The 20,503-nt window shown below is 28.1% G+C and carries 22 protein-coding genes; 21 read left to right on the top strand and 1 reads right to left on the bottom strand.

From position 1 onward, the window contains the following. The first annotated feature begins 508 nt into the window (after positions 1-508). The 8 genes from K0040_RS05250 to K0040_RS05215 all read left to right on the top strand — a co-directional run bounded on the left by K0040_RS05250 (position 509) and on the right by K0040_RS05215 (position 7,391). On the top strand, positions 509-1,330 hold the full coding sequence (locus K0040_RS05250) for an SDR family oxidoreductase (RefSeq protein ID WP_228107891.1): 822 nt from the start codon (positions 509-511) through the stop codon (positions 1,328-1,330). 34 nt (positions 1,331-1,364) lie between these two features. Next, positions 1,365-3,287 (top strand): BglG family transcription antiterminator, encoded by a 1,923-nt coding sequence (locus K0040_RS05245; protein ID WP_228107890.1) that lies wholly within the window; start codon positions 1,365-1,367, stop codon positions 3,285-3,287. Positions 3,288-3,304: 17 nt separating this feature from the next. Next, positions 3,305-3,751, top strand: a complete 447-nt coding sequence (locus tag K0040_RS05240; RefSeq protein ID WP_228107889.1) for a transcriptional regulator GutM — start codon at positions 3,305-3,307, stop codon at positions 3,749-3,751. A gap of 22 nt (positions 3,752-3,773) precedes the next feature. Further along, complete coding sequence (srlA, locus tag K0040_RS05235) at positions 3,774-4,328, top strand: PTS glucitol/sorbitol transporter subunit IIC (RefSeq protein ID WP_228107888.1); 555 nt, start codon at positions 3,774-3,776, stop codon at positions 4,326-4,328. 26 nt (positions 4,329-4,354) lie between these two features. Next, a complete protein-coding gene (srlE, locus tag K0040_RS05230) occupies positions 4,355-5,380 on the top strand; it encodes a PTS glucitol/sorbitol transporter subunit IIB (protein WP_228107887.1) in 1,026 nt (341 codons plus the stop codon). Positions 5,381-5,442: 62 nt separating this feature from the next. Then, a complete protein-coding gene (locus tag K0040_RS05225) occupies positions 5,443-5,805 on the top strand; it encodes a PTS glucitol/sorbitol transporter subunit IIA (RefSeq protein ID WP_228107886.1) in 363 nt (120 codons plus the stop codon). Between the two features lie 89 nt (positions 5,806-5,894). After that, positions 5,895-6,569 carry a fructose-6-phosphate aldolase gene (gene fsa, locus K0040_RS05220; RefSeq protein WP_228107885.1) on the top strand — a complete coding sequence of 225 codons (675 nt, stop codon included), beginning with the start codon at positions 5,895-5,897 and terminating at the stop codon, positions 6,567-6,569. Between the two features lie 18 nt (positions 6,570-6,587). Further along, the gene (locus K0040_RS05215) at positions 6,588-7,391 is read left to right on the top strand and encodes a histidinol-phosphatase HisJ family protein (protein ID WP_228107884.1); all 804 of its coding nucleotides are present in this window, start codon (positions 6,588-6,590) and stop codon (positions 7,389-7,391) included. A gap of 40 nt (positions 7,392-7,431) precedes the next feature. Here the strand turns inward: K0040_RS05215 and K0040_RS05210 are convergent, their stop codons facing one another. Then, positions 7,432-8,298 carry a YitT family protein gene (locus K0040_RS05210; RefSeq protein ID WP_228107883.1) on the bottom strand — a complete coding sequence of 289 codons (867 nt, stop codon included), beginning with the start codon at positions 8,296-8,298 and terminating at the stop codon, positions 7,432-7,434. A gap of 303 nt (positions 8,299-8,601) precedes the next feature. Here K0040_RS05210 and K0040_RS05205 point away from each other — a divergent pair, with 303 nt between their 5' ends. The 13 genes from K0040_RS05205 to K0040_RS05145 all read left to right on the top strand — a co-directional run bounded on the left by K0040_RS05205 (position 8,602) and on the right by K0040_RS05145 (position 20,480). Then, a complete protein-coding gene (locus K0040_RS05205; protein WP_228107882.1) occupies positions 8,602-9,063 on the top strand; it encodes a hypothetical protein in 462 nt (153 codons plus the stop codon). A 149-nt stretch (positions 9,064-9,212) separates the two neighbouring features. After that, on the top strand, positions 9,213-10,511 hold the full coding sequence (locus tag K0040_RS05200) for an aminotransferase class V-fold PLP-dependent enzyme (RefSeq protein WP_228107881.1): 1,299 nt from the start codon (positions 9,213-9,215) through the stop codon (positions 10,509-10,511). Positions 10,512-10,678: 167 nt separating this feature from the next. Next, positions 10,679-11,107, top strand: coding sequence for a MarR family winged helix-turn-helix transcriptional regulator (locus tag K0040_RS05195; protein WP_228107880.1), 429 nt, complete (start codon positions 10,679-10,681; stop codon positions 11,105-11,107). A gap of 11 nt (positions 11,108-11,118) precedes the next feature. Further along, positions 11,119-12,486: an MATE family efflux transporter gene (locus tag K0040_RS05190; RefSeq protein WP_228107879.1), complete on the top strand. Its 1,368-nt coding sequence runs from the start codon at positions 11,119-11,121 to the stop codon at positions 12,484-12,486. A 103-nt stretch (positions 12,487-12,589) separates the two neighbouring features. Continuing rightward, the gene (locus K0040_RS05185; protein WP_228107878.1) at positions 12,590-14,041 is read left to right on the top strand and encodes a DEAD/DEAH box helicase; all 1,452 of its coding nucleotides are present in this window, start codon (positions 12,590-12,592) and stop codon (positions 14,039-14,041) included. Positions 14,042-14,175: 134 nt separating this feature from the next. Continuing rightward, positions 14,176-15,063, top strand: coding sequence for a MerR family transcriptional regulator (locus K0040_RS05180; protein WP_228107877.1), 888 nt, complete (start codon positions 14,176-14,178; stop codon positions 15,061-15,063). Between the two features lie 120 nt (positions 15,064-15,183). Continuing rightward, entirely contained in the window at positions 15,184-15,684 is a 501-nt protein-coding gene (locus tag K0040_RS05175) for an RNA polymerase sigma factor (protein WP_228107876.1), read from the top strand. Further along, a complete protein-coding gene (locus K0040_RS05170) occupies positions 15,677-16,234 on the top strand; it encodes a zf-HC2 domain-containing protein (RefSeq protein WP_228107875.1) in 558 nt (185 codons plus the stop codon). Before K0040_RS05175 ends, K0040_RS05170 begins: the two co-directional genes overlap by 8 nt. Before the next feature lies 1 nt (position 16,235). Beyond that, positions 16,236-17,072 (top strand): YfjL-like protein, encoded by an 837-nt coding sequence (locus K0040_RS05165; RefSeq protein WP_228107874.1) that lies wholly within the window; start codon positions 16,236-16,238, stop codon positions 17,070-17,072. Between the two features lie 31 nt (positions 17,073-17,103). Continuing rightward, positions 17,104-17,571 (top strand): metallophosphoesterase family protein, encoded by a 468-nt coding sequence (locus K0040_RS05160; RefSeq protein ID WP_228107873.1) that lies wholly within the window; start codon positions 17,104-17,106, stop codon positions 17,569-17,571. A gap of 206 nt (positions 17,572-17,777) precedes the next feature. Beyond that, a complete protein-coding gene (locus K0040_RS05155; protein WP_228107872.1) occupies positions 17,778-18,731 on the top strand; it encodes an ABC transporter permease in 954 nt (317 codons plus the stop codon). Next, positions 18,721-19,728, top strand: a complete 1,008-nt coding sequence (locus K0040_RS05150) for an iron chelate uptake ABC transporter family permease subunit (protein WP_228107871.1) — start codon at positions 18,721-18,723, stop codon at positions 19,726-19,728. Before K0040_RS05155 ends, K0040_RS05150 begins: the two co-directional genes overlap by 11 nt. Further along, positions 19,725-20,480, top strand: coding sequence for an iron ABC transporter ATP-binding protein (locus K0040_RS05145; RefSeq protein ID WP_228107870.1), 756 nt, complete (start codon positions 19,725-19,727; stop codon positions 20,478-20,480). Before K0040_RS05150 ends, K0040_RS05145 begins: the two co-directional genes overlap by 4 nt. The last annotated feature ends 23 nt before the right edge of the window (positions 20,481-20,503 follow it).

Raw genomic sequence — 20,503 nt, 5'->3', positions numbered from 1 at the left:
TGATGATATGTTTGCAAGTATAACAGCTGTTGTACCAATGCAGCTACTTTCATATCATGTAGCCCAAATGAGAGGGTGTGACATAGATAAGCCTAGAAACTTAGCTAAGTCAGTTACAGTTGAATAAAAATAGAGTTTAAAAGAATAAAAGGTATTGTATTGAGATGTTTTTAGCATTAAAATTCAATACCTTTTTTAATTGTAAGGAAACTTTATAGCTTGAGCAACGGGACAAGCCATTGGCGACATAAGCGAAGCGAATTTTTTATGTTTATAAAAGGCTAAAGAATAATTATATAGGTGATAATTATCAGCCAATATTTGGTAATAGTTTAAGTGATATGTACAAACCATTTATTATATTAGTATAATATCATCATAGAAACATTAAATTAAATTGAATAAATTATAACTGAGAAATTCTTCTACCGGGAAAAAGATGATATTAATTAAAATTAGCATATTTGGTAGACTTATCTTAACAAATAATAGATAAGGAGACAAGCGAATGGAAAAATCATGGTTAAGTTTAGAAAATAAAACAGTCCTTGTTACAGGTGGAGCTTCAGGAATTGGGAGAGCCGTTGCACAGGAATTTTTAAATGTAGGGGCAAATGTAGTTGTATGTGATTTAAATCCAAATGAGCCAGAATTTCAAATAGAAGAAAACAGTGGCAAAATGTTATATGCAAATATGAATGTAACAGATAAAGAAAGTATAAGTTCAGCAGTAAAAAAAGCTAAAGAAACTTTTGGAAGCGTAGATGTATTAGTAAATAATGCAGGTATAAATATACCTTCTTTACTAATTGATGATAAAGAAGAAAATAGTAAGTATGAACTAAATGATAATATATATGATAAAGTAATGGACATAAATGTAAAGGGAGTATATTTATGTGCACAAATTGCAGGAAGAGAAATGGTAAAACAGGGACATGGTGTAATAATAAATATGTCTTCTGAATGTGGTCTTGAAGGTTCTGAAGGGCAAGGAATATATGCAGCAAGTAAAAATGCAGTAAATTCATTTACAAGATCTTGGGCAAAAGAGCTTGGTAAAAAAGGAGTAAGAGTTGTAGGGGTGGCACCAGGAATAATGGAAGCTACAGGATTAAGAACTTTAGCATATGAAGAAGCGCTTTCATATACGAGAGGAATAACAGTAGATCAATTAAGAGCTGGTTATACAAAGTCATCGACTACTCCAATAGGAAGAGATGGAAAACTAAGTGAAGTAGCAAATACAGTATGCTTCTTAGCATCTGAAAGAGCTGGGTATATTCATGGGGTTACTGTAAATGTAGCTGGTGGAAAGACTAGAGGATAATCATAATATAAATCTGCAATAGGGAGGGCTATTGATGAATATTATAAATGAAGAAAATCGCTTATGTAAAATATTGAGAATTATAGAACAAAGTAATTTAACGTCTTCACAATCTATTGCAGATAAATTAGGTGTTAGCACAAAAACTGTAAAAAATGAGATAAAAGAATTAAATAGATTGCTAAAAGGGTATGCGGTGATTGATATTAAACAAGGTAAATATGTGCTATATATCATTGATCAACAAAACTTCGATGTGGTAAGGCAAAGCTTAGGTATACAAGATGACTTTTTTAATTCACAACAAAATAGAATGTCATATATTTTGTATAAGCTAATGAATAGTAATGTACCTTACTTAACAGATGATTTAGCTGAAGAAATGAATATAGGAAAAACTACTTTTATAGGTGATCTAAAAAAATTAAGGAATAATATACAAAAGCATAATTTAAAAATCGTTGGAAAAACAAATACAGGATTATTTCTTGAAGGAAATGAAGTAGATGTTAGAATGTGTTTATTACAAGATATGTATGGTTCAATTTACAAAGAATTCAAAATTGATGAAGATATAATTGAATCAATATCTAAAACTTGTAGAGAAAATGCTTTAGGAAGTGGAGATATAGAAAACTTTATAAAATTCTTTACAGTTATGATAGATAGATTGCTAAATGATTATACAATTAAATATTTAGATGATAAGTATATAGAATTAGAATCTACCAAAACATTTGAATTTGTAGACAAGCTTTTAGATGAGGTGGAAAAAATTATACCTGTAAAAGTTCCTTTAAATGAAAGAATATTTATGGTCTTACCTATAATTAGTATGAGAACTCCAATAAACTCTCAGGGAATAAAAGAAATTGAAGTGTCAGATGAGACAATTGATTTAGTTCAGGAAATAATAACCTTAATAAAAAGCCAGATGAATATAACCATTATGCCAGGTGATTTCTTTGATGAATTTGTATATCATATGTTTTTTATGATAAATAGAGTGAAATTTGGTATAGAAATTAAAAATCCTATTTTGGAAGATATTAAAGAAAAATATTCAGTGGCATTTAAAATGGCAGAATTATCTAAATGTATAGTTGAAGATAAATTAGGTAAAAAAGTATCTAAAGATGAAGTAGGATATATGGCTATGTATTTCGGAGTTTTTATATCAGAGAATTCATATAAAAATAAAATCTATAGAGTTGCTATTATATGTGGTAGTGGGGTATTAACTGCAAGAATTATATCAAGTCAGTTAAAGAAAATTTTATCTCCAGAATCAGAAATAGATATGTATTCTAGTACAGAAGTTAATGATGAGTTATTAAATAAATATGACTTAATATGTTCCACATATAAATTAACTTGTGATATAAATACACCAATAATATATATGAAAGAGATATTTGATGAACATCAATTTAGAAAGCAAATAGAACAAGTTAAATATACTCAAAAACTGGAGGTTCCTTTATTACAAGGAATAGATTCCATACTTTTAAATTTATTAGATGAAGAAAAGTTTTTCGTGTTAGATAATAATTTAAGCTACAAAGAAAATATAAACTTAATGGTTGATGCACTTGGAAATAATGGGTATGTGGATGATGGATTTAAAGAAAGACTTGAAAAGAGAGAAGACAATTCTACTATGGTTTTTGATAAACATATTGCTATACCACATGTTGTAAATTATGAAAGTGATAATATTGTTTTAGCTCTTGGAGTATTTGATGATAATTTAATTATTGATAAAGATAGAAATGTAAAATTAGTATTTCTACTTGGTATCCCAGAAGAGCTTGGTGAGAATGAAATGCTACTAATTAAAATTTATAACGAAATCATTTCCATTGCTAAAGATGAAAATAAAATAAAAGAAATATCTAGGTTAAAAAAATATAAAGATTTAGTTCTTTATAAGATAAAAGAAGAGAGTACTTTTTAAAGGATGAGGTGAAAAATATGATATTTTGGGCAGTAATTATAAGTTTAGGTGCAGCATATGCAGTGCAATTTTTATTAACTATGATGCAAATGAAAAATTTCAATCTAAACTTTAGAGATTTAAGACGAATGGGTCGAGTTGCCATAGGGAAGAAAAAAGGTGGATTTGTAGCAGGGTCAATAGCAATGTTTGCAATAGACGATAAAGGAATTATCTTAAAGGGAATGTGTTTATCTGGCGTTACAGTACTTGCTAGATTTAAGGAATTTAGTGATTTAAATGGAATTGATATTGCTACTATAACAAAAGACCATGTTAAATCTTATTCTAAACAAGTTCAAAAATCAATATTAGATGCCTCTTCAAACTATATCACTATAACAAGTGGTGGTAGTATAGAAGATCCTAAAAGTCCTTTTGAAAAGGTTGCAGGATCAATACAAAAAGTAGCAACTCAAAAATAAATTAATGGAGGTTTGAATAATCATGGATGTAATTATAAAATTCGCAGAAGGTTTTATGGGGCTATTTGCTTTAGGAGCAGAAACTTTTACAAGTTGGGTAACAGGAATAGTACCTCAAGTATTATTATTATTAATAGCAATGAACACTATAATAAGATTAATAGGAGAGGAAAAAATAAATAAATTTGCTAAGTTTTCCGCAAAAAATCCTATACTTCGTTATATGGTAGTTCCTTTCTTAGGTGCATTTATGTTAGGTAATCCAATGGCTCTATCTCTAGGTAGATTTATGCCAGAAAGATATAAGCCAAGTTACTATGCATCTGCAAGTTATTTCTGTCATACAAGTAGTGGTGTTTTCCCACATATAAATCCAGGTGAAGTATTTATATTTTTAGGAATAGCAAATGGAATATCAACATTAGGACTAAGCACAATGCCATTAGCAGTAAGATACTTATTAGTAGGTTTAGTATGTAACTTTATGAGTGGTTGGGCAACTGACTTAACAACTAAAATGGTTATGAAACAACAAGGTATTGAATTAAGTAAAGAAGTTAAGGCTGTAGCAGCTTAGGACTAAATCTAAGGGAGGATATAAATATGTCAAAATTCGGAACAATTGAGATAAAAAAAGGTAATGGAGGATTTGGTGGTCCTTTAACAGTAACACCAACAGAAGAAAAAAATAAACTTTTATATATAACAGGTGGTGGAGCTAAACCAGATATAGTAGATAAAATAGTAGAACTTACTGGTTGTGAAGCGGTAAACGGTTTCAAAACATCTGTACCTGAAGAGCAAATATTCTTAGCAATAATAGATTGCGGTGGAACACTTAGATGTGGTATATATCCACAAAAAAGAATACCAACTATAAATGTAATGCCAGTTGGGAAAAGTGGTCCTCTAGCTAAGTATATAACTGAAGATATATATGTATCTGCAGTTGGACTTGATCAAATAAGGTCAGCACAGGGAGCTGTAAATAAACAAACAACTTCTGACGAAGATCAAAAATCAAAAGAAACAGAACAAAAAAGAGAATTCAAATATAGTGCAGATAAAAAAATAACTCAAACTACTGAAAAAGATGGAAGTACTAGCTTATTGACTAAAATAGGTATGGGAGCTGGAAAAGTAGTAAACACTTTCTATCAATCAGCTCGTGATGCTGTGCAAACTGTAATAAACACAATATTACCATTTATGGCATTTGTTGCATTATTAATAGGTATAATTCAAGGTTCTGGTGTAGGTGATGTATTCGCAAAAGTAATGACACCTTTAGCAGGAACAGGAATAGGTCTTGTATTAATAGGATTTATATGTTCATTACCATTTTTATCACCACTTCTTGGACCAGGAGCAGTTATAGCTCAAGTTATAGGTACATTAATAGGTGTGGAAATTGGAAAAGGAAATATAGCACCAAGTTTAGCTTTACCAGCATTATTTGCAATAAATACTCAAGGTGCATGCGACTTTATACCAGTAGGACTTGGACTTGCAGAAGCAGACCCAGAAACAGTTGAAGTTGGTGTTCCAGCTGTATTATATTCAAGATTTTTAACTGGTGTGCCAAGAGTATTAATAGCTTGGGCAGCTAGTATAGGACTATATGCGTAATATAAAATAAAAATATAGATTAAAATATATGTAAACTTTACGTAAACTTAAGGAGATTTGAAATGTCAATAATATACAAAAATAAGATAAAAAATATAGGTTCAGAAGTATCAGCTTTTGAAGGGGAGCCAATGTTTATATTATTTGGGGACAATGCTCCAGATACATTAAAAGATTTCTGCTATACAGTAGATATACAACCAGTAAGCGAAACTATAGAGGTTGGTAATATAGTTGAAATCGATGAAAAAGAATATAAAATAACTGCAATTGGAAATATTGCAGAGAAAAACTTAGTAAGCTTAGGTCATGTTACTATAGTATTTGATGGGTCAACAGAAGCTTCTTTACCAGGAAGTATATATGTTGAAAGTTTAGATGTACCAAAACTATCAATTGGTAGTGAAATATTAATAAAAAAATAATTAATACTTTATATTGAAAAAAATCAGTTGCTTCTGTATAGAGGTAACTGATTTTTTCTAATAATATATACAAAATTTAGGAGGTAATTATGGAGTTAATATTAGATACAGCAAATTTAAATGATATAAAAGATTTATGCACTCATTTATGTATAGATGGAGTGACTACTAATCCAAGTATAGTTTCAAAAGAAGGAAAAGACTTTGAAATACTAATAAAAGAGATTGATGAAATTATAGGTCAAGATACGCCAATACATGCGCAAGTAGTAAGTACAAAATTTGAAGAGATGATAGAAGAGGCTTTGTTTATAAGTGGTCTAAGAAAGAATATGTATGTAAAAATACCAGTAACAAAAGATGGACTAAAAGCTATAAAAGAACTTAAAAAACAAGGAATAAAGATAACCGCAACAGCAATATCTACTGCTCATCAAGGTTTTTTAGCTGCAAAAGCTGGCGCTGATTATGTTGCACCTTATGTTAATAGACTAGACAATATTAGTGCAGATGGAGTATCGGTAGTAAGCGATTTAGTTAGTATATTAGATGCTTATAATATGAAAACAAAGGTACTTGCTGCTAGTTTTAAAAACTGTCAACAAGTTTTAGAATTAATGAAATCAGGAGTCCATAGTGTTACTGTGCCAGCAGATATATGCAGTGCAATGATGAACCATCCTTTAACTAATTGGAGTGTAGATAAATTTACTGAAGATTGGTATGGTGCTTTTGGAGAAGATACAACAACAAAGAAAAAATAATAAATAGGAGGAAAGACGATGTATTATGACTATCATATGCACTCAAGTTTTTCTGAAGATAGTAAAACACCCATGGATGATATGATAAAAAAATCTATAGAATTAGGGTTAAAAGAGATATGTTTTACTGAGCATATAGACTACAGTGTAATAATAGATGATGAAGAGAGAGATATTAGTGTAAACTATAAAGACTATTTTTCTAAACTGAATTATTATAATGAACTTTACAAAAATGATATCACTATAAAAAGAGGAATAGAAATTGGACTGCAAGACCATGTACTAGATAGATGTTTAGAAGATGTTATTAATAACGACTTTGATTTTGTCATAGCATCAATTCACACAATTGATAAGTATGAGCTGATAGGAAAAAAATTCTATCAAGATAAAACTCAATTAGAAGCCTATAGACAGTATTATGAAACTTTATATAATATGATGAAAAAATTCAAAAATTATTCTGTACTTGGCCATGTTGACATTGTTAAAAGATATGGTGATTTAAACAATATAATAGATGATAAGATATTTGGTGATGAAATTGATGAAATATTAAAAATGGTAATTTATGAAGGCAGGGGAATAGAGATTAATACATCTTGTTTTAGATACAAATTACCAGACTTAACTCCTTCATCATATATATTAAAAAGGTATAGAGACCTTGGAGGAGAAATTATTACTACAGGTTCAGATTCTCATAATCCAGCTCAAGTAGCTCATGAATTTAAAAGAATTTATGAAAATTTAAAAGATATGGGATATAAATATGTTTGTACTTTTGACAAAATGAAGCCTAACTTTATAAGTTTATAGACAACAAGAAGGTGGTATCTTTTTTGATACCACCTTCTTGCTAATACATTTGTTTGAAACCTTCCCCAAGTGCTTCGTGAACATCTGTAATAACTACAAATGCATTAGGGTCAACACTTTTCACTATTCTTCTAAGGGTAGATACCTCTCTTTTACCTACAACAACAAGCAAAGCATCTTTTTCTTCTTTTGTATAACCGCCTTTTGCACTTAAAATAGTAACTCCTCTATTCATTTTTTCTAATATAGCATTAGATATTTCATCTGGTGAATTTGATATAATAGTAAAGGATTTGGCACTATAAAAACCTTGTACAACCATGTCACTTACTACAACAGCAATGTATAATCCTAGTGCAGAATATAAGCCAATCTCTATTTTACCTGTAGCGAATATTGATGACATAACTACTATAAAATCTGCTACTCCCATTAACTTGGGAACACTAATAGATGGAAGCCATCTGTTCAATATTAGACCAATCAAATCTGTACCACCTGTTGTTCCATTGATATTAAATATTACACCAAGCCCTAATCCTAAAATTACTCCACCAGTAAGAGTTGATAATAAGACGTCGTTGGTAATTTGAAAATTCGCAAAATTTTCGAATAAATTTAACGATAAAGTAAAAAAAACTATTCCTAATAACGTTTTCAAACATTCTCTCTTTGTTAAAACTTTGTATGCTAAGATAAATAATGGCACATTAAAAATTAAGTTCACAAACCATAAGGGGATATTAAATAAATAATTGATTATTACTGCCAATCCTGTTAATCCTCCAGGAGCAATTGAATGAGGATCAAAGAATAATACAAAAGACAATGCCATCAAAAGACATCCCACAATAAGAAGGAATGTTTCATACAAAAACTCTTTAAAACTAATTTTTTCTTCTCTCATAATAAACCTCCATATTAATATAATCTATTCTAATATTTCATCGGTTATAAGTAACATTCTAATCTTTATTTTAAGGAAAAACAACAGTTTGAAGCATAATTAAAATTTTAATAATTTCTACTTTATTAATATAACAAATTAGAATGTATGTATATCTAAATAGTGTATTTTTAAATATTTAAATCCATTGGGCAAAACTTAAAATAGGTAGAAAATACCAGTAGTATAAAAATTTTTTTATAATGAAAATAATATTGTTCTCAATTACAATATAATTACAAACATATAAAGGGGTGTCATAAAATGAGTTTTTTTAGTGGGGAATTAAGAACTTTTGATTTATGCAAAATGAATGAGGAAGTATGTAAAAAAGCTACTGTGAAAACATGTTATAAGGGTATAAGCACATGTTTAAAGGAAGATGAAAAAAGCAAGCAAATTGAAGAATTATTAAAGTATAAAGGGCAGATTTACTATTTCTTTGGTAGACGAAATGAACAGTATTTATCATGTATAAATGGTGAAAACTACCTTATTAATGATGAGCCAAAAGAGAATTCACAAGGTATTTATATGTCAGATGCATACATCAATGCTTATGAAGATATAAATTTAGGATTTTTAATTTCATGTAATGGTGAAAATATAGAAATACATCCGGCTATAGAAGGGGAATCTATAGAATGTCGTAGATGCGAAATTGTAGATGATTGTGGGGATTTGAATAAAGAAATGAAAGCTTTTATAAGTAAATACATATTATAAAAACAGAGGAATATGGGTTTTGCCATATTCCTTTATTTTATGGAAAGATAAATAAAGCTATGGGCATAATATATATAAAGTAACTTTATTTAATGATAATCATATATAGATAGGTAAAGTATAATTTTTCAAGAAGGGATGCTAAATTTATGGATATATATAATAATTATAATAAATATAGAGATTTATTTATTGGAGTAGATAACCCAGTTCAATTGGCTGATGGAAATATGGCTATGCCCATAGGATTTGATAATGGTGCAACTACACCATCATTAAAATCATCATATAAAGAACTATGTAAAGGATTAATAACATATGGCGCAGTAGCTAGGGGAACTGGGCAGAAAAGTGAAATAACTACTCAAAAGTATGAGGATGCAAGACAAATTATATTAGATTTTTTTAATGTAGGTAGTGATTCAAAATACACGGCGGTTTTTGGAAAAACTACAACTGAGTGTATGAATTTACTTGCAAATGTGTTAATAAAGAGTAAAGATGATAAAATAATTACTACAAGAATGGAACATCATGCAAATGATTTACCATGGAGATATAGTGCTACAGTAGAATATATTGATGTTGATAAAATGGGTAGAATAAGTCTAGATGACATAGAATATCAGTTAAAAAGAAATAATGGCAGAATTAAATATGTAACTGTAACAGGTGCATCAAATGTAACTGGATATATAAATCCTATACATGAAATAGCAAAGATATGTCATAAATATAATGCTAAAATAATAGTAGATGGTGCTCAATTAGTTGCTCATAAAGAAGTAAATATGAAGGGGCAAAAGCCAGGAGAAGAAATAGACTTTTTAGTTTTTTCTAGTCATAAAACATATTCACCTTATGGAACAGGTGTAATAGTTGGGCTTAAAGAAGATTTATCTAATATAACTCCATTTTTAAAGGGAGGAGCATGTGTAAAGGCTGTTACAGATTACGAGGTTATATGGGATGAACCACCAGCTTTACATGAAGCAGGTAGTCCTAACTCATTGGGAGCTATGGCCACAGGTAGAGCATTACAAGAATTAAAGCAAATTGGGTTTGATAACATATATGAACATGAAATGATGTTAAAAAAATTTATAATTTCAGAAATGAAAAAAATAGATAGAGTTATATTATATGGAGATAATGAAAATATAGATGATCGATTAGGTATTATTGTATTTAATATAGATGGTGAAAATTATAAGACAATAGGCAAAAGATATGCAGATGAAATGGCAATTGCTTTAAGAACTGGAAAGTTTTGTGCTCACCCATATGTTAATAGATTAATGGGAGTTAAAGATGAAATTGCATGTGATAATGCTTATAACAATAAACCTACAAATGGAATGTTAAGAGCTAGCTTAGGTCTTTATAATACTGAGGAAGAAGCAAGGGCATTTATAGCATACACTAAATATTTAGTATCAACTTTATAATTGTTTAGTTTTTAAAAGGATAAGTATTTAAAATACTTATCCTTTTTTTATTTGTATATAGTTATTAAAGAAAATAAAATTTTTATGAAAAATAGTTGCAATCACAACTAAATATGTTATACTAGTATAGTTGCATACACAACTAAATGAAGAAAGGGGAGAGGTATATGAAAAAAAATAATTGTGACAATATTGGAAAATATATTTCTCAAATATATAGAAAAGGCCGTATTTTTATAAGCAAAGGCCTTGAGGAACATAATATAGGTCAAGGTCAGTTCATGTACTTATTAGAACTTTATATGGAAGATGGTAGAAATCAAGAGGAATTAGCTGAAGTCCTTAAAATAGATAAAGGAACTACAGCAAGAGCTATAAAAAAGTTAGAGGAAAATGGATTTGTAAGAAGACAAAAAGATGAAAATGACAAAAGATCTAATAGGGTTTATTTGACTGAAGAAGGAAAAGGAGTAAAGAATGATATATTCTTTATTTTGAATCAATGGGATGAAAAAATGAGCGAGCAATTAAATAAAGAAGAAAGAGAATTAATGATAAAACTACTTAAAAGAGTTTGCTCTAATATAAATATATAGGAGGAAAATACATGAATAAAAATCAGGTAGAATTAGGAACACAATCAGTTGGAAAATTATTATTAAAATATTCTGTACCAGCTATAATAGGAATGATGGTAAATGCATTTTATAATGTGGTGGATAGAATATTTATAGGAAATATACCTGAAGTAGGCTCAATGGCTATAGCTGGACTTGGTGTTACAATGCCTATACTCACAATAGCACTAGCATTTGGGATGCTTGTTGGTATAGGTTCGGCAACAAATGTTTCTATAAAATTAGGACAAGGCAAAAAAGAAGAAGCACAAAATATAATAGGTACAGGTATGTTATTATCAGTAGTATTAGGTGTTACACTTACTGTATTAGGACTTATATTTTCAAAACAGATACTAATATTATTTGGTGCTAGTGAGGCAACTTTATATTACGCAAAATCATATACAGATATAATTATTGTAGGAACAACATTCTCTATAATGGCCATGTTCTTTAACAATGTTATTAGAGGAGATGGAAAGCCTATATTATCAGCAATTATAATGACAGTTGGATGCGTTGCAAATATAGTATTAGATGCATTATTTATTTTTAAATTTAATATGGGAATCAAAGGTGCAGCAACTGCAACAATAATATCACAAGCTATAACAGCTATGTGGGGACTTTCATATTATTTAAGAAAAAAATCTAATTTAGAATTTAAGTTATCAACTGTTAGATTAAATAAAAATGCAGCAAAATCTATTTTAGCAATAGGTGTATCTCCATTTGCAATTCAGCTTGCAGCAAGTTTGGTTCAAGTTATAAGTAACCAAAGTCTAAAAATTTATGGTGGAGATTTAGCAATAGGTGCTATGGCTACGATAAGTTCAATTTCAATGATATTTTTAATGCCTTCATTTGGAATAAGTCAAGGTATGCAACCAATAGTTGGATTTAACTATGGTGCTAAAAAATTTGACAGAGCAAAAAAAGCATTACAAATATGTTTAATAGCATCTACATGTATATTTGTTATAGGTGCAATGATAATAAATATAGCACCAGAGTTTTTAGTAGGAATGTTTAATAGTGATCCAGAGCTTATGGGTATAACAATAAATGGACTTAAAAAATACACAATGACGCTACCAATACTAAGTGTGGGAATTATAGGTACAAACTACATTCAATCAATTGGTAAGGCAAAAATGTCAATACTACTTAGCTTACTAAGACAATGTATATTCTTAATACCTTTAATAATTGTATTACCAAAGTTCTTAGGATTAGATGGCATCTGGTTCTCACAACCAGTAGCTGATATTATTGCTATAGTTATAATAGCATCAGTATTAGTTAAGGAAGTAAAAAGTTACACTAAAGTAAATAAAGAAAAAGCAGTAGCTTAAATATAAAAGTCGGCATTAATTAGTAATGCTGACTTTTTTGTTTTGAATAATATTAATTAGACAATTATAATAATAAGAGATGTATGAAATTAAGGAGATAAAAATGAATAATAATTTTGAAAATTTTAATATAGATAAAAAGATAATAAAGTCATTAAATAACTTAAATTATAAAAAACCTTCAAAAGTTCAAATTGAAGTTATTCCTAGTTTATTGGAAAAAACAGATGTAATAGTAAAATCTAAAACAGGAAGCGGAAAAACAGCATCTTTTGCCATACCAATGGTAGAAAAAATTGATATATATAATAACAAAGTACAAGGATTAATAGTAGCTCCAACGAGAGAGTTAGCATTACAAATTAAAGAGGAAATACAAAATATAGGAAGAATGAAAAAAGTTAGATGTAGTGCAATATTTGGAAAGCAACCACTAAGGGAGCAAGTAACAGAGTTAAAGCAAAGGGTTCATATAGTAGTCGCTACACCTGGAAGAATAATTGATCATATTGGTAGAGGAACTATTGATTTAAGTAATATAAAATATTTTGTAATCGATGAAGCTGATAAAATGTTACATAAAAGCTTTGTTGACGATATGGAATTTATACTGAGTAAATTACCTAAAAGATCATGTAAGGGTATGTTTTCAGCAACTATAGATGACAATATAAATTTAATTTGTAATAAATATATGGAAAATCCACTTATGATAGATATTAAAGATGATGAAAAAATAAAAAAACAAATTAGTGAATATTTTATTAAAAGGGAAGAAAATGATAAGTATGAATTGTTAAAAAGAATTATTTATAAGGAATGTCCAAAATCTTTAATCATTTTTGCAAATACAAGAAATAAAGTAGATGAAATTTACAAAAATATGAAAAAAGACAAGTTCTCTGTTGGAGTAATACATGGTGATATGTCTCAGGATAAAAGATTATTTATCATCAAAGATTTTAAAAATAATAAATTTAATATATTAGTAAGTAGTGATATTACAGCTAGGGGTATTCATATTGAAGATATTTCTCTGGTAATAAATTATGATGTTCCAGGGGACAAAGAAAACTATGTTCATAGGATAGGAAGAACAGGAAGGGTAGATAAATGGGGAAAAGCTATTACAATAGTTTCACCTAGAGAGGAAAAATATCTTCAGGAAATAGAAGAATATACGCAAGATAAAATACAAGAAATAGAAAGTATTGATGACAACGAAGTGAATATGGGCAAAATTAAATTTACTAAACAACAAAATAGTTTATTAAACAATAAAAGAAATAAAAAAGAAGAAGTTAAAAATTTAAATGAGGAAATAACTAAAGTTTACTTGAATGTTGGAAAGAAGAAAAAAATAAGAGTTATAGATATAGTTGGAGCATTTAGTAATATTGAAGGAATAAATAATGAGGATATTGGTGTAATTGAAGTAAAAGATACATGCTCTTATGTAGACATTTTAAACTATAAAGGGAAATCATTTTTAAAAAATTATAAGGAAATTATGATTAAGAAAAAGCAGGTAAAGGTTAAGAGAGATAATTCATAGGATTAACTAGGCTAATTATTTTTTAAAATTAAGAAGAATTTATTAAAAGAGGCATATTTATATAAAACTTATTGACTTGAACCTTACGTATACCAATACAATTTATGTAAAATAAGTAGTAAGGAGTGAATAATATGCAAATAAATCAAGTTGTTCAAGTTGTTGATTTGACAAAGCGTGCAATTAAATATTACGAGGAGCAAGGACTTTTATCAGTAAGTAAAGATAAAAATGGATATAGAAACTATACTGAAGAAGATATAAAAATTTTAAAAGAAATTTCTGTTTATAGAAAGTTGGGGATTAGCATAAAGGACATTAAGATTCTACTTGAAAGTAAGGATAAGCAATTCTTAGAAAATATATATAAAGAGAAAATAAGCAAGCTTGAAGATTATAAGAAGGAAGCCGAATCTTTAAAAAAATTTATTGATAACAATGACGTGGAAGAAATATACGAAAACTTAGATTATGAAACTTTAGGAAAAGCAATACAAGATATGATTCCAGGATTCTATGGATATTATTTTATGAATCATTTTATGCCTTATTTACAAATAAAAGTTGAAACAAAAGAGCAAAAGGATGCATATAAGAGAATAATTGAATTTTGGGATAATGCAGAAATTAAAATACCTTTATTGATAAAAATTAACAGTTTTATTATGTATAAATTATTAGCTAAACAGGATATGAGAAAAATGGTAGAACAGATGGATGCTAAGACTAAAGAATATACAAATATAAATGTTGAAGGATATGAAAAGTTAAAAGAACAGACTGCAAAAGGTGTTAAAATAAAAAATAGTTTCTTTTTTAAATATCATCCTGCATTTATTTCACAGAGAAAGTTTATGCAGCGTTTACAAGATAGTGGTTATAACGATATATTTATTCCTAATATGATTTTATTATCACCTAAGTATAAAGAATATCATGAAGCTTTAACAAAAATTAATAAACGTATTTGCAATGATCTGGGATTGCATTACGATTCAAAATACAATTTAATTATGAAATGATAAAAATAGGAGTAGCTTTACTCCTATTTTTTAGGTACAAATTTTTAATAAAATAAAAAACATAAAATATATTGTAACAAAATGTGATTTATAGTCACTAATAATATGAAAGGAGGATTTATGTTAATTATTAGAAATATATATGAAGAATATAAACATGATGTTTTTATATATCTTGTAAATTTAACAAATGATGCCTCTCTTTCTGAAGATTTAGTGTCAGAAACTTTCTTAAGTGCAATTAAGTCAATACATAGATTTAAAGGAGAATCCAGTATTAAAACATGGCTTTTTTCCATAGCTAGAAACAAATGGTACGAATATCTTAGGAAAAAAAAATCTACGATTTCTCTAGATGATTTGGCTTATAAGTATATTGTAAGTGAATGTAACTTAGAAGAAGAAGCTATACATAAAGATATTTCAAAGAAAATATTATATTTACTTGATAAGGAACAAAAAAGAACGAAAGATATTGTACTTATGAGAGTAGAGGGATATTCTTATTTAGAAATATCACAAAAACATGAAATATCAGAAAGTTCAGCAAGAGTTATTGATTATCGTGCTAAAAAGAAGATAAAAGATATATTAATAAAGGAGGGAACTGTTCATGAATAAAATATCCTGTGATATTTGTGGAGATTTAGTACCGCTTGTAAAAGATGGTATTGCAAGTGAAGATAGTTGTAATGCTGTTATAAAACATACTAATGAGTGTGAAGCATGTAATTTGTTATTTAATGAGTTTGAAGAAATAAATAAAATAAATAAAGAAAATATTAAAATGAATGATAAAAAAATTATTTCAAAAATAAAAAATCAGCTTGTAATCGGAGCTATGGTAATGATTATATTAGGATCATTTATAGGCGTAGGAATTTCTGAAAGTGAATGGATGTTTTATAACATAATTATTATGCCCATTGTTGGTGGATTGGGATATTATGCTTTTAATAAAAAATCATATATGGTTCCTATAGGAATATTTATGCTTACGTATATATGGAATTTGATAAAATATATTATTGAAGGTGTGATCACGGTAGAAGATATGAGTTCAATAATAGTAGTACCAGCCACATGGGCAGTCATATACACTGGTCTTTGTGCTCTAGGTGTTTTAATTGGATTTTTACTTTATATTGCATTTAAAAAGGAGAATAAGTAGTATGAAAAAATTGGTGAAAATTTTGGCTGGAATAACGGCATTTGTTTTAATTGGAGGAATACTTTGGTTTGCCAATAGTCTTTTGGGAAATCCTATTTCTAAGGCACTGGCAAATAATACAGCAAAAAAATATGTGGCTGAAAACTATTCTGATATGAAATTAGACATATCAGAAGTATCTTATAGTTTTAAAGATGGAGGATATTATGCAGATATAAAATCGCCTACAAGTAAAGATACATATTTCACTATAAGTATTTCACCTTTAGGTAAAATAGGATATGACTCTTATGAAGATAACGTAGCAAAAAAAATTAATACGTATAGAAGATTGGATGAATCTTATAGTGCTAAAATTAAAGATGTTTTTGAAAATAAAGATTTTACATATAAAAGTGATATTGCTTTTGGAGAACTAAAAGAAATGCCCTCAGAGTATTTAGATAGGGAATATACTGATTTTGGACCTTCATATGGGGTGGATTTAAGTGAATTAGAACTTGATAAAAATTACGATATAAATGAAATAGGCAAAAAATCTGGTCATATTGTTTTTTATGCACAAGACAAAGAAATAAGTATAAAAAGAGCCTGCGAAATTTTACTTGATCTAAAAAGAATTTTAGATGATAGGAATGTATCATTCTATGCAATTGATTTTACTCTTGAAAAAGATCATAAACAGGATGAAAATGTAAATCCTAATGAGGAGTCTATTAATATACAAGAATTTTTATATAGTGATATTTATGAAAAAGGATTGGAAAAACGTATAAAAGATGCTTCTGATAAGTTACAAAAACATTATAAACAACAAGATAAAATAAAGCAGCAATAGGTGGAAGAGATTGAAGTACAGGAGGAATAAATTGAAAGAAGGGTATAAGGTAGGAATCATTTCAGACACTCATGGATTATTACGAGAAGAAGTAATCAATTATTTGAAAAAGTGTGACTATATAGTACATGGTGGAGATATTAACTCAAAGGATGTTTTAAAGGAATTGCAAAACATAGCACCTGTATATGTGGTGAGAGGTAATAATGATAAAGGTGAGTGGGCAGAAGAACTTCCAAAAGAATTATATTTTAATATAGGAAATATTAAATTTTATATGGTTCATAATAAAAAAGATATTTTGTCAAATTTGAAGTCTGTTCATGTAATTATTTTTGGACATTCTCATAAATATTTCTGCGAAAAAATAGAAGATATACTTTGGTTAAATCCAGGTAGTTGTGGTAAAAGACGATTTAATTTGCATATAAACTTTATAATTATGACTATTGAAAATGATAGTTACAATATAGAGAAAATTGATATTATATTTAACTAGTATAACGCTCTGATTTATAAAAATCAGAGTGTTTTTTAATGAATAAATTACAAATACTAATAAATTAATACAAAAATATTAATAAAATTACAAAATAGGTATTGAAAATCATTATCAATTGTTGTATGATATAAATATCAAAATGATAATAAATATCATATGAATATGAAACTTAATTTCAAAAACAAGTACAGCAGGAGATAAAAATGAAAAAAAGATATTTAATCATAATGTTAATTGGGTTATCTTTAGTTTCTATATTTTTAGGAGCTAAAAATATAAATATAATGAATGTTTTAAGTGGAAATCAAGATGCCATACATCTCATGGTGGTAAGTAGGCTTCCAAGATTAATAAGTATATTAATGGCAGGAAGTGCTATGAGTATATGTGGGTTAATAATGCAACAAATAAGTCAAAATAAATTTGTTTCTCCAACAACAGGAGCCACAATAGATTCAGCTCAGCTGGGAATAGTTACAGCGATGGTTCTTATACCAGGAGTAACAATAATGCAAAAAGCTATGATATCTTTTATATTTGCTTTGGCTGGAACATTAATGTTTATGACATTTTTAAGAAATTTAAAAGTTAAAAATGTAATATTTGTACCACTAGTTGGTATAATGTTTGGAAATATAATAGGATCTATAACAACCTACATAGGATATGAATTTGAGATAATGCAAAATGTTGGCTCTTGGATGCAAGGTAGCTTCTCCATGATTTTAAAGGGAAATTATGAATTGTTATACTTAGCTATACCACTTATGATAGTAGCGTTTTTATTTGCTCATAAATTTACAGTGGCAGGTATGGGAGAAGACTTTGCAACAAACTTAGGTCTTGATTATAAAAAAATAGTTAATCTTGGTCTTGTAATAGTTTCAATAGTTACAGTATGTGTAGTAATAACAGCAGGAGAAATTCCTTATATAGGATTAATTGTTCCCAATATAGTTTCTTTGTATAAAGGTGATAATGTTCATGAAAATATATGGGATACAGCCTTATTTGGAGCCATATTTGTTTTAGTTTGTGATATAGCAGCTAGAGCAATAATTTATCCATATGAACTTTCTGTTGGACTTACAGTTGGAGTTATAGGAAGTGGAATATTCCTTTATTTAATATTAAGGAGGAAGTCATATGCAAGTTAATGTACAAAATAAAAGCTATGCAAATAAAAAAATAAAAAATAAAAAGCAAAATTTAAATATACCTATAGCTATTTTATCTTTATTAATTTTAATTTCTTGTGCATTATTCTTAACTCTAGAAATTAATTCGGGAAGTATGGAATATGCTTTATCAAAAAGAATACCAAAATTAATAGCAATAGTAGTTACAGGTGGATGTATTGGCTTTTCTACAATAATATTTCAGACTATAACAGATAATAGAATACTAACACCTAGTGTAATGGGTATAGATTCATTATATGTAGCAATACAAACAGTAATAATATTTGTTTTTGGATCAAGTAGTGTATTTTCATCAAATCGAAAACTAAACTTCTTAATATGTGTAGTATTTATGGTTTTGGGTTCTATGGCTTTATACAAAATGGTATTTAAAAGAGAAAATTCTAATATAATGTTTGTACTATTAGTAGGAATGATTTGTGGAACATTCTTTAAAAGTTTGTCATCATTTATGCAAATGGTAATAGATCCAAATGAATATTTAGTACTTCAGTCAAAATTATTTGCAAGTTTTAACAATGTAAATGTGGACATATTACTTTTATCTATAATAGTAATACTTTTAATAATTCCCTTTGTAGTTGATGATATTAAGTACTTTGATGTAATGAGTTTAGGAAAAGATCAAGCCATAAATTTAGGTGTAGACTATGATAAGATAATGAGGAAATCATTAATAATTATATCAGTATTAATAGCAGTATCAACATCTTTAGTAGGACCAGTAACATTTTTGGGATTATTAGTAGCAAATGTTACTCGTGAAATGATGAAAACATACAAACATAGTTATTTAATAATTGTATCAGTACTTGTTAGTATATTTGCTTTAGTATTTGGTCAATTGATGATAGAAAGAGTATTACATTTAACTACACCAGTTAGTGTAATAATAGATATGATAGGTGGAATCTACTTTATGTATCTACTTTATAAGGAGAGCAGAATATGATTGAAGTAAGAAATTTAAGTAAACAGTATAATGATAAAAATGTGGTACATGATGTATCTCTTAAAATAGAAAAAGGAAAGATAACTTCATTTATAGGTCCTAATGGAGCTGGTAAAAGTACTGCTCTTTCTATGATAACAAGACTTATGAAAAGAGATAGTGGACAAATTTTTATAGAAGGAAAAGAACTTGAAAGTTGGGATAAAAAAGAATTGTCTCAAAAGATAGCCATATTAAAACAATCCAATAATATTAATATTAGACTTACAATAAAGGAGTTAGTAAGCTTTGGAAGATTTCCCTATTGTGATGGAAAACTAAGAAAAGAAGATATGAAATATGTTGAAGAAGCTATAGACTATATGAGGCTTACTGATATGCAAGACAAATATCTAGATGAATTAAGTGGTGGTCAAAAGCAAAGAGCTTATATAGCAATGGTTATAGCCCAAGGAACAGAGTATATTTTTCTTGATGAGCCACTTAACAATTTAGACATGAACAACTCTGTTCAAATGATGAAGGTTCTTAGAAAACTTTGTGATGATTTAGGTAAAACAATAATACTTGTTATGCATGATATAAACTTTACATCTTGTTACTCAGACTATATTATCTGCTTAAAAAATGGAGTTATGGCTAAAGAAGGAACTGTAGAAGAAATAATTAACAAAGAGACTTTAGAGAGCATTTATGAAATGGATTTTAAAGTTGAAGAAATAGATGGAAATAAAATAAGTATCTATTTTTAATAAGGTTTAAAATATACTGGCTG

The sequence above is a fragment of the Terrisporobacter petrolearius genome (assembly GCF_020748185.1).
Taxonomy (GTDB): Bacteria; Bacillota; Clostridia; order Peptostreptococcales; family Peptostreptococcaceae; genus Terrisporobacter; species Terrisporobacter petrolearius.
The sequence above is the reverse complement of the archived record's forward strand: the minus strand, read 5'-3'. Positions and strand labels throughout refer to the sequence as shown.

Excerpts from the sequence above, each read along its gene's own strand:
- K0040_RS05250 (WP_228107891.1), top strand. The coding sequence starts at position 509 with ATGGAAAAATCATGGTTAAGTTTAGAAAATAAAACAGTCCTTGTTACA.
- K0040_RS05245 (WP_228107890.1), top strand. The coding sequence starts at position 1,365 with ATGAATATTATAAATGAAGAAAATCGCTTATGTAAAATATTGAGAATT.
- K0040_RS05240 (WP_228107889.1), top strand. The coding sequence starts at position 3,305 with ATGATATTTTGGGCAGTAATTATAAGTTTAGGTGCAGCATATGCAGTG.
- srlA (WP_228107888.1), top strand. The coding sequence starts at position 3,774 with ATGGATGTAATTATAAAATTCGCAGAAGGTTTTATGGGGCTATTTGCT.
- srlE (WP_228107887.1), top strand. The coding sequence starts at position 4,355 with ATGTCAAAATTCGGAACAATTGAGATAAAAAAAGGTAATGGAGGATTT.
- K0040_RS05225 (WP_228107886.1), top strand. The coding sequence starts at position 5,443 with ATGTCAATAATATACAAAAATAAGATAAAAAATATAGGTTCAGAAGTA.
- fsa (WP_228107885.1), top strand. The coding sequence starts at position 5,895 with ATGGAGTTAATATTAGATACAGCAAATTTAAATGATATAAAAGATTTA.
- K0040_RS05215 (WP_228107884.1), top strand. The coding sequence starts at position 6,588 with ATGTATTATGACTATCATATGCACTCAAGTTTTTCTGAAGATAGTAAA.
- K0040_RS05210 (WP_228107883.1), bottom strand. The coding sequence starts at position 8,298 with ATGAGAGAAGAAAAAATTAGTTTTAAAGAGTTTTTGTATGAAACATTC.
- K0040_RS05205 (WP_228107882.1), top strand. The coding sequence starts at position 8,602 with ATGAGTTTTTTTAGTGGGGAATTAAGAACTTTTGATTTATGCAAAATG.
- K0040_RS05200 (WP_228107881.1), top strand. The coding sequence starts at position 9,213 with ATGGATATATATAATAATTATAATAAATATAGAGATTTATTTATTGGA.
- K0040_RS05195 (WP_228107880.1), top strand. The coding sequence starts at position 10,679 with ATGAAAAAAAATAATTGTGACAATATTGGAAAATATATTTCTCAAATA.
- K0040_RS05190 (WP_228107879.1), top strand. The coding sequence starts at position 11,119 with ATGAATAAAAATCAGGTAGAATTAGGAACACAATCAGTTGGAAAATTA.
- K0040_RS05185 (WP_228107878.1), top strand. The coding sequence starts at position 12,590 with ATGAATAATAATTTTGAAAATTTTAATATAGATAAAAAGATAATAAAG.
- K0040_RS05180 (WP_228107877.1), top strand. The coding sequence starts at position 14,176 with ATGCAAATAAATCAAGTTGTTCAAGTTGTTGATTTGACAAAGCGTGCA.
- K0040_RS05175 (WP_228107876.1), top strand. The coding sequence starts at position 15,184 with ATGTTAATTATTAGAAATATATATGAAGAATATAAACATGATGTTTTT.
- K0040_RS05170 (WP_228107875.1), top strand. The coding sequence starts at position 15,677 with ATGAATAAAATATCCTGTGATATTTGTGGAGATTTAGTACCGCTTGTA.
- K0040_RS05165 (WP_228107874.1), top strand. The coding sequence starts at position 16,236 with ATGAAAAAATTGGTGAAAATTTTGGCTGGAATAACGGCATTTGTTTTA.
- K0040_RS05155 (WP_228107872.1), top strand. The coding sequence starts at position 17,778 with ATGAAAAAAAGATATTTAATCATAATGTTAATTGGGTTATCTTTAGTT.
- K0040_RS05150 (WP_228107871.1), top strand. The coding sequence starts at position 18,721 with ATGCAAGTTAATGTACAAAATAAAAGCTATGCAAATAAAAAAATAAAA.
- K0040_RS05145 (WP_228107870.1), top strand. The coding sequence starts at position 19,725 with ATGATTGAAGTAAGAAATTTAAGTAAACAGTATAATGATAAAAATGTG.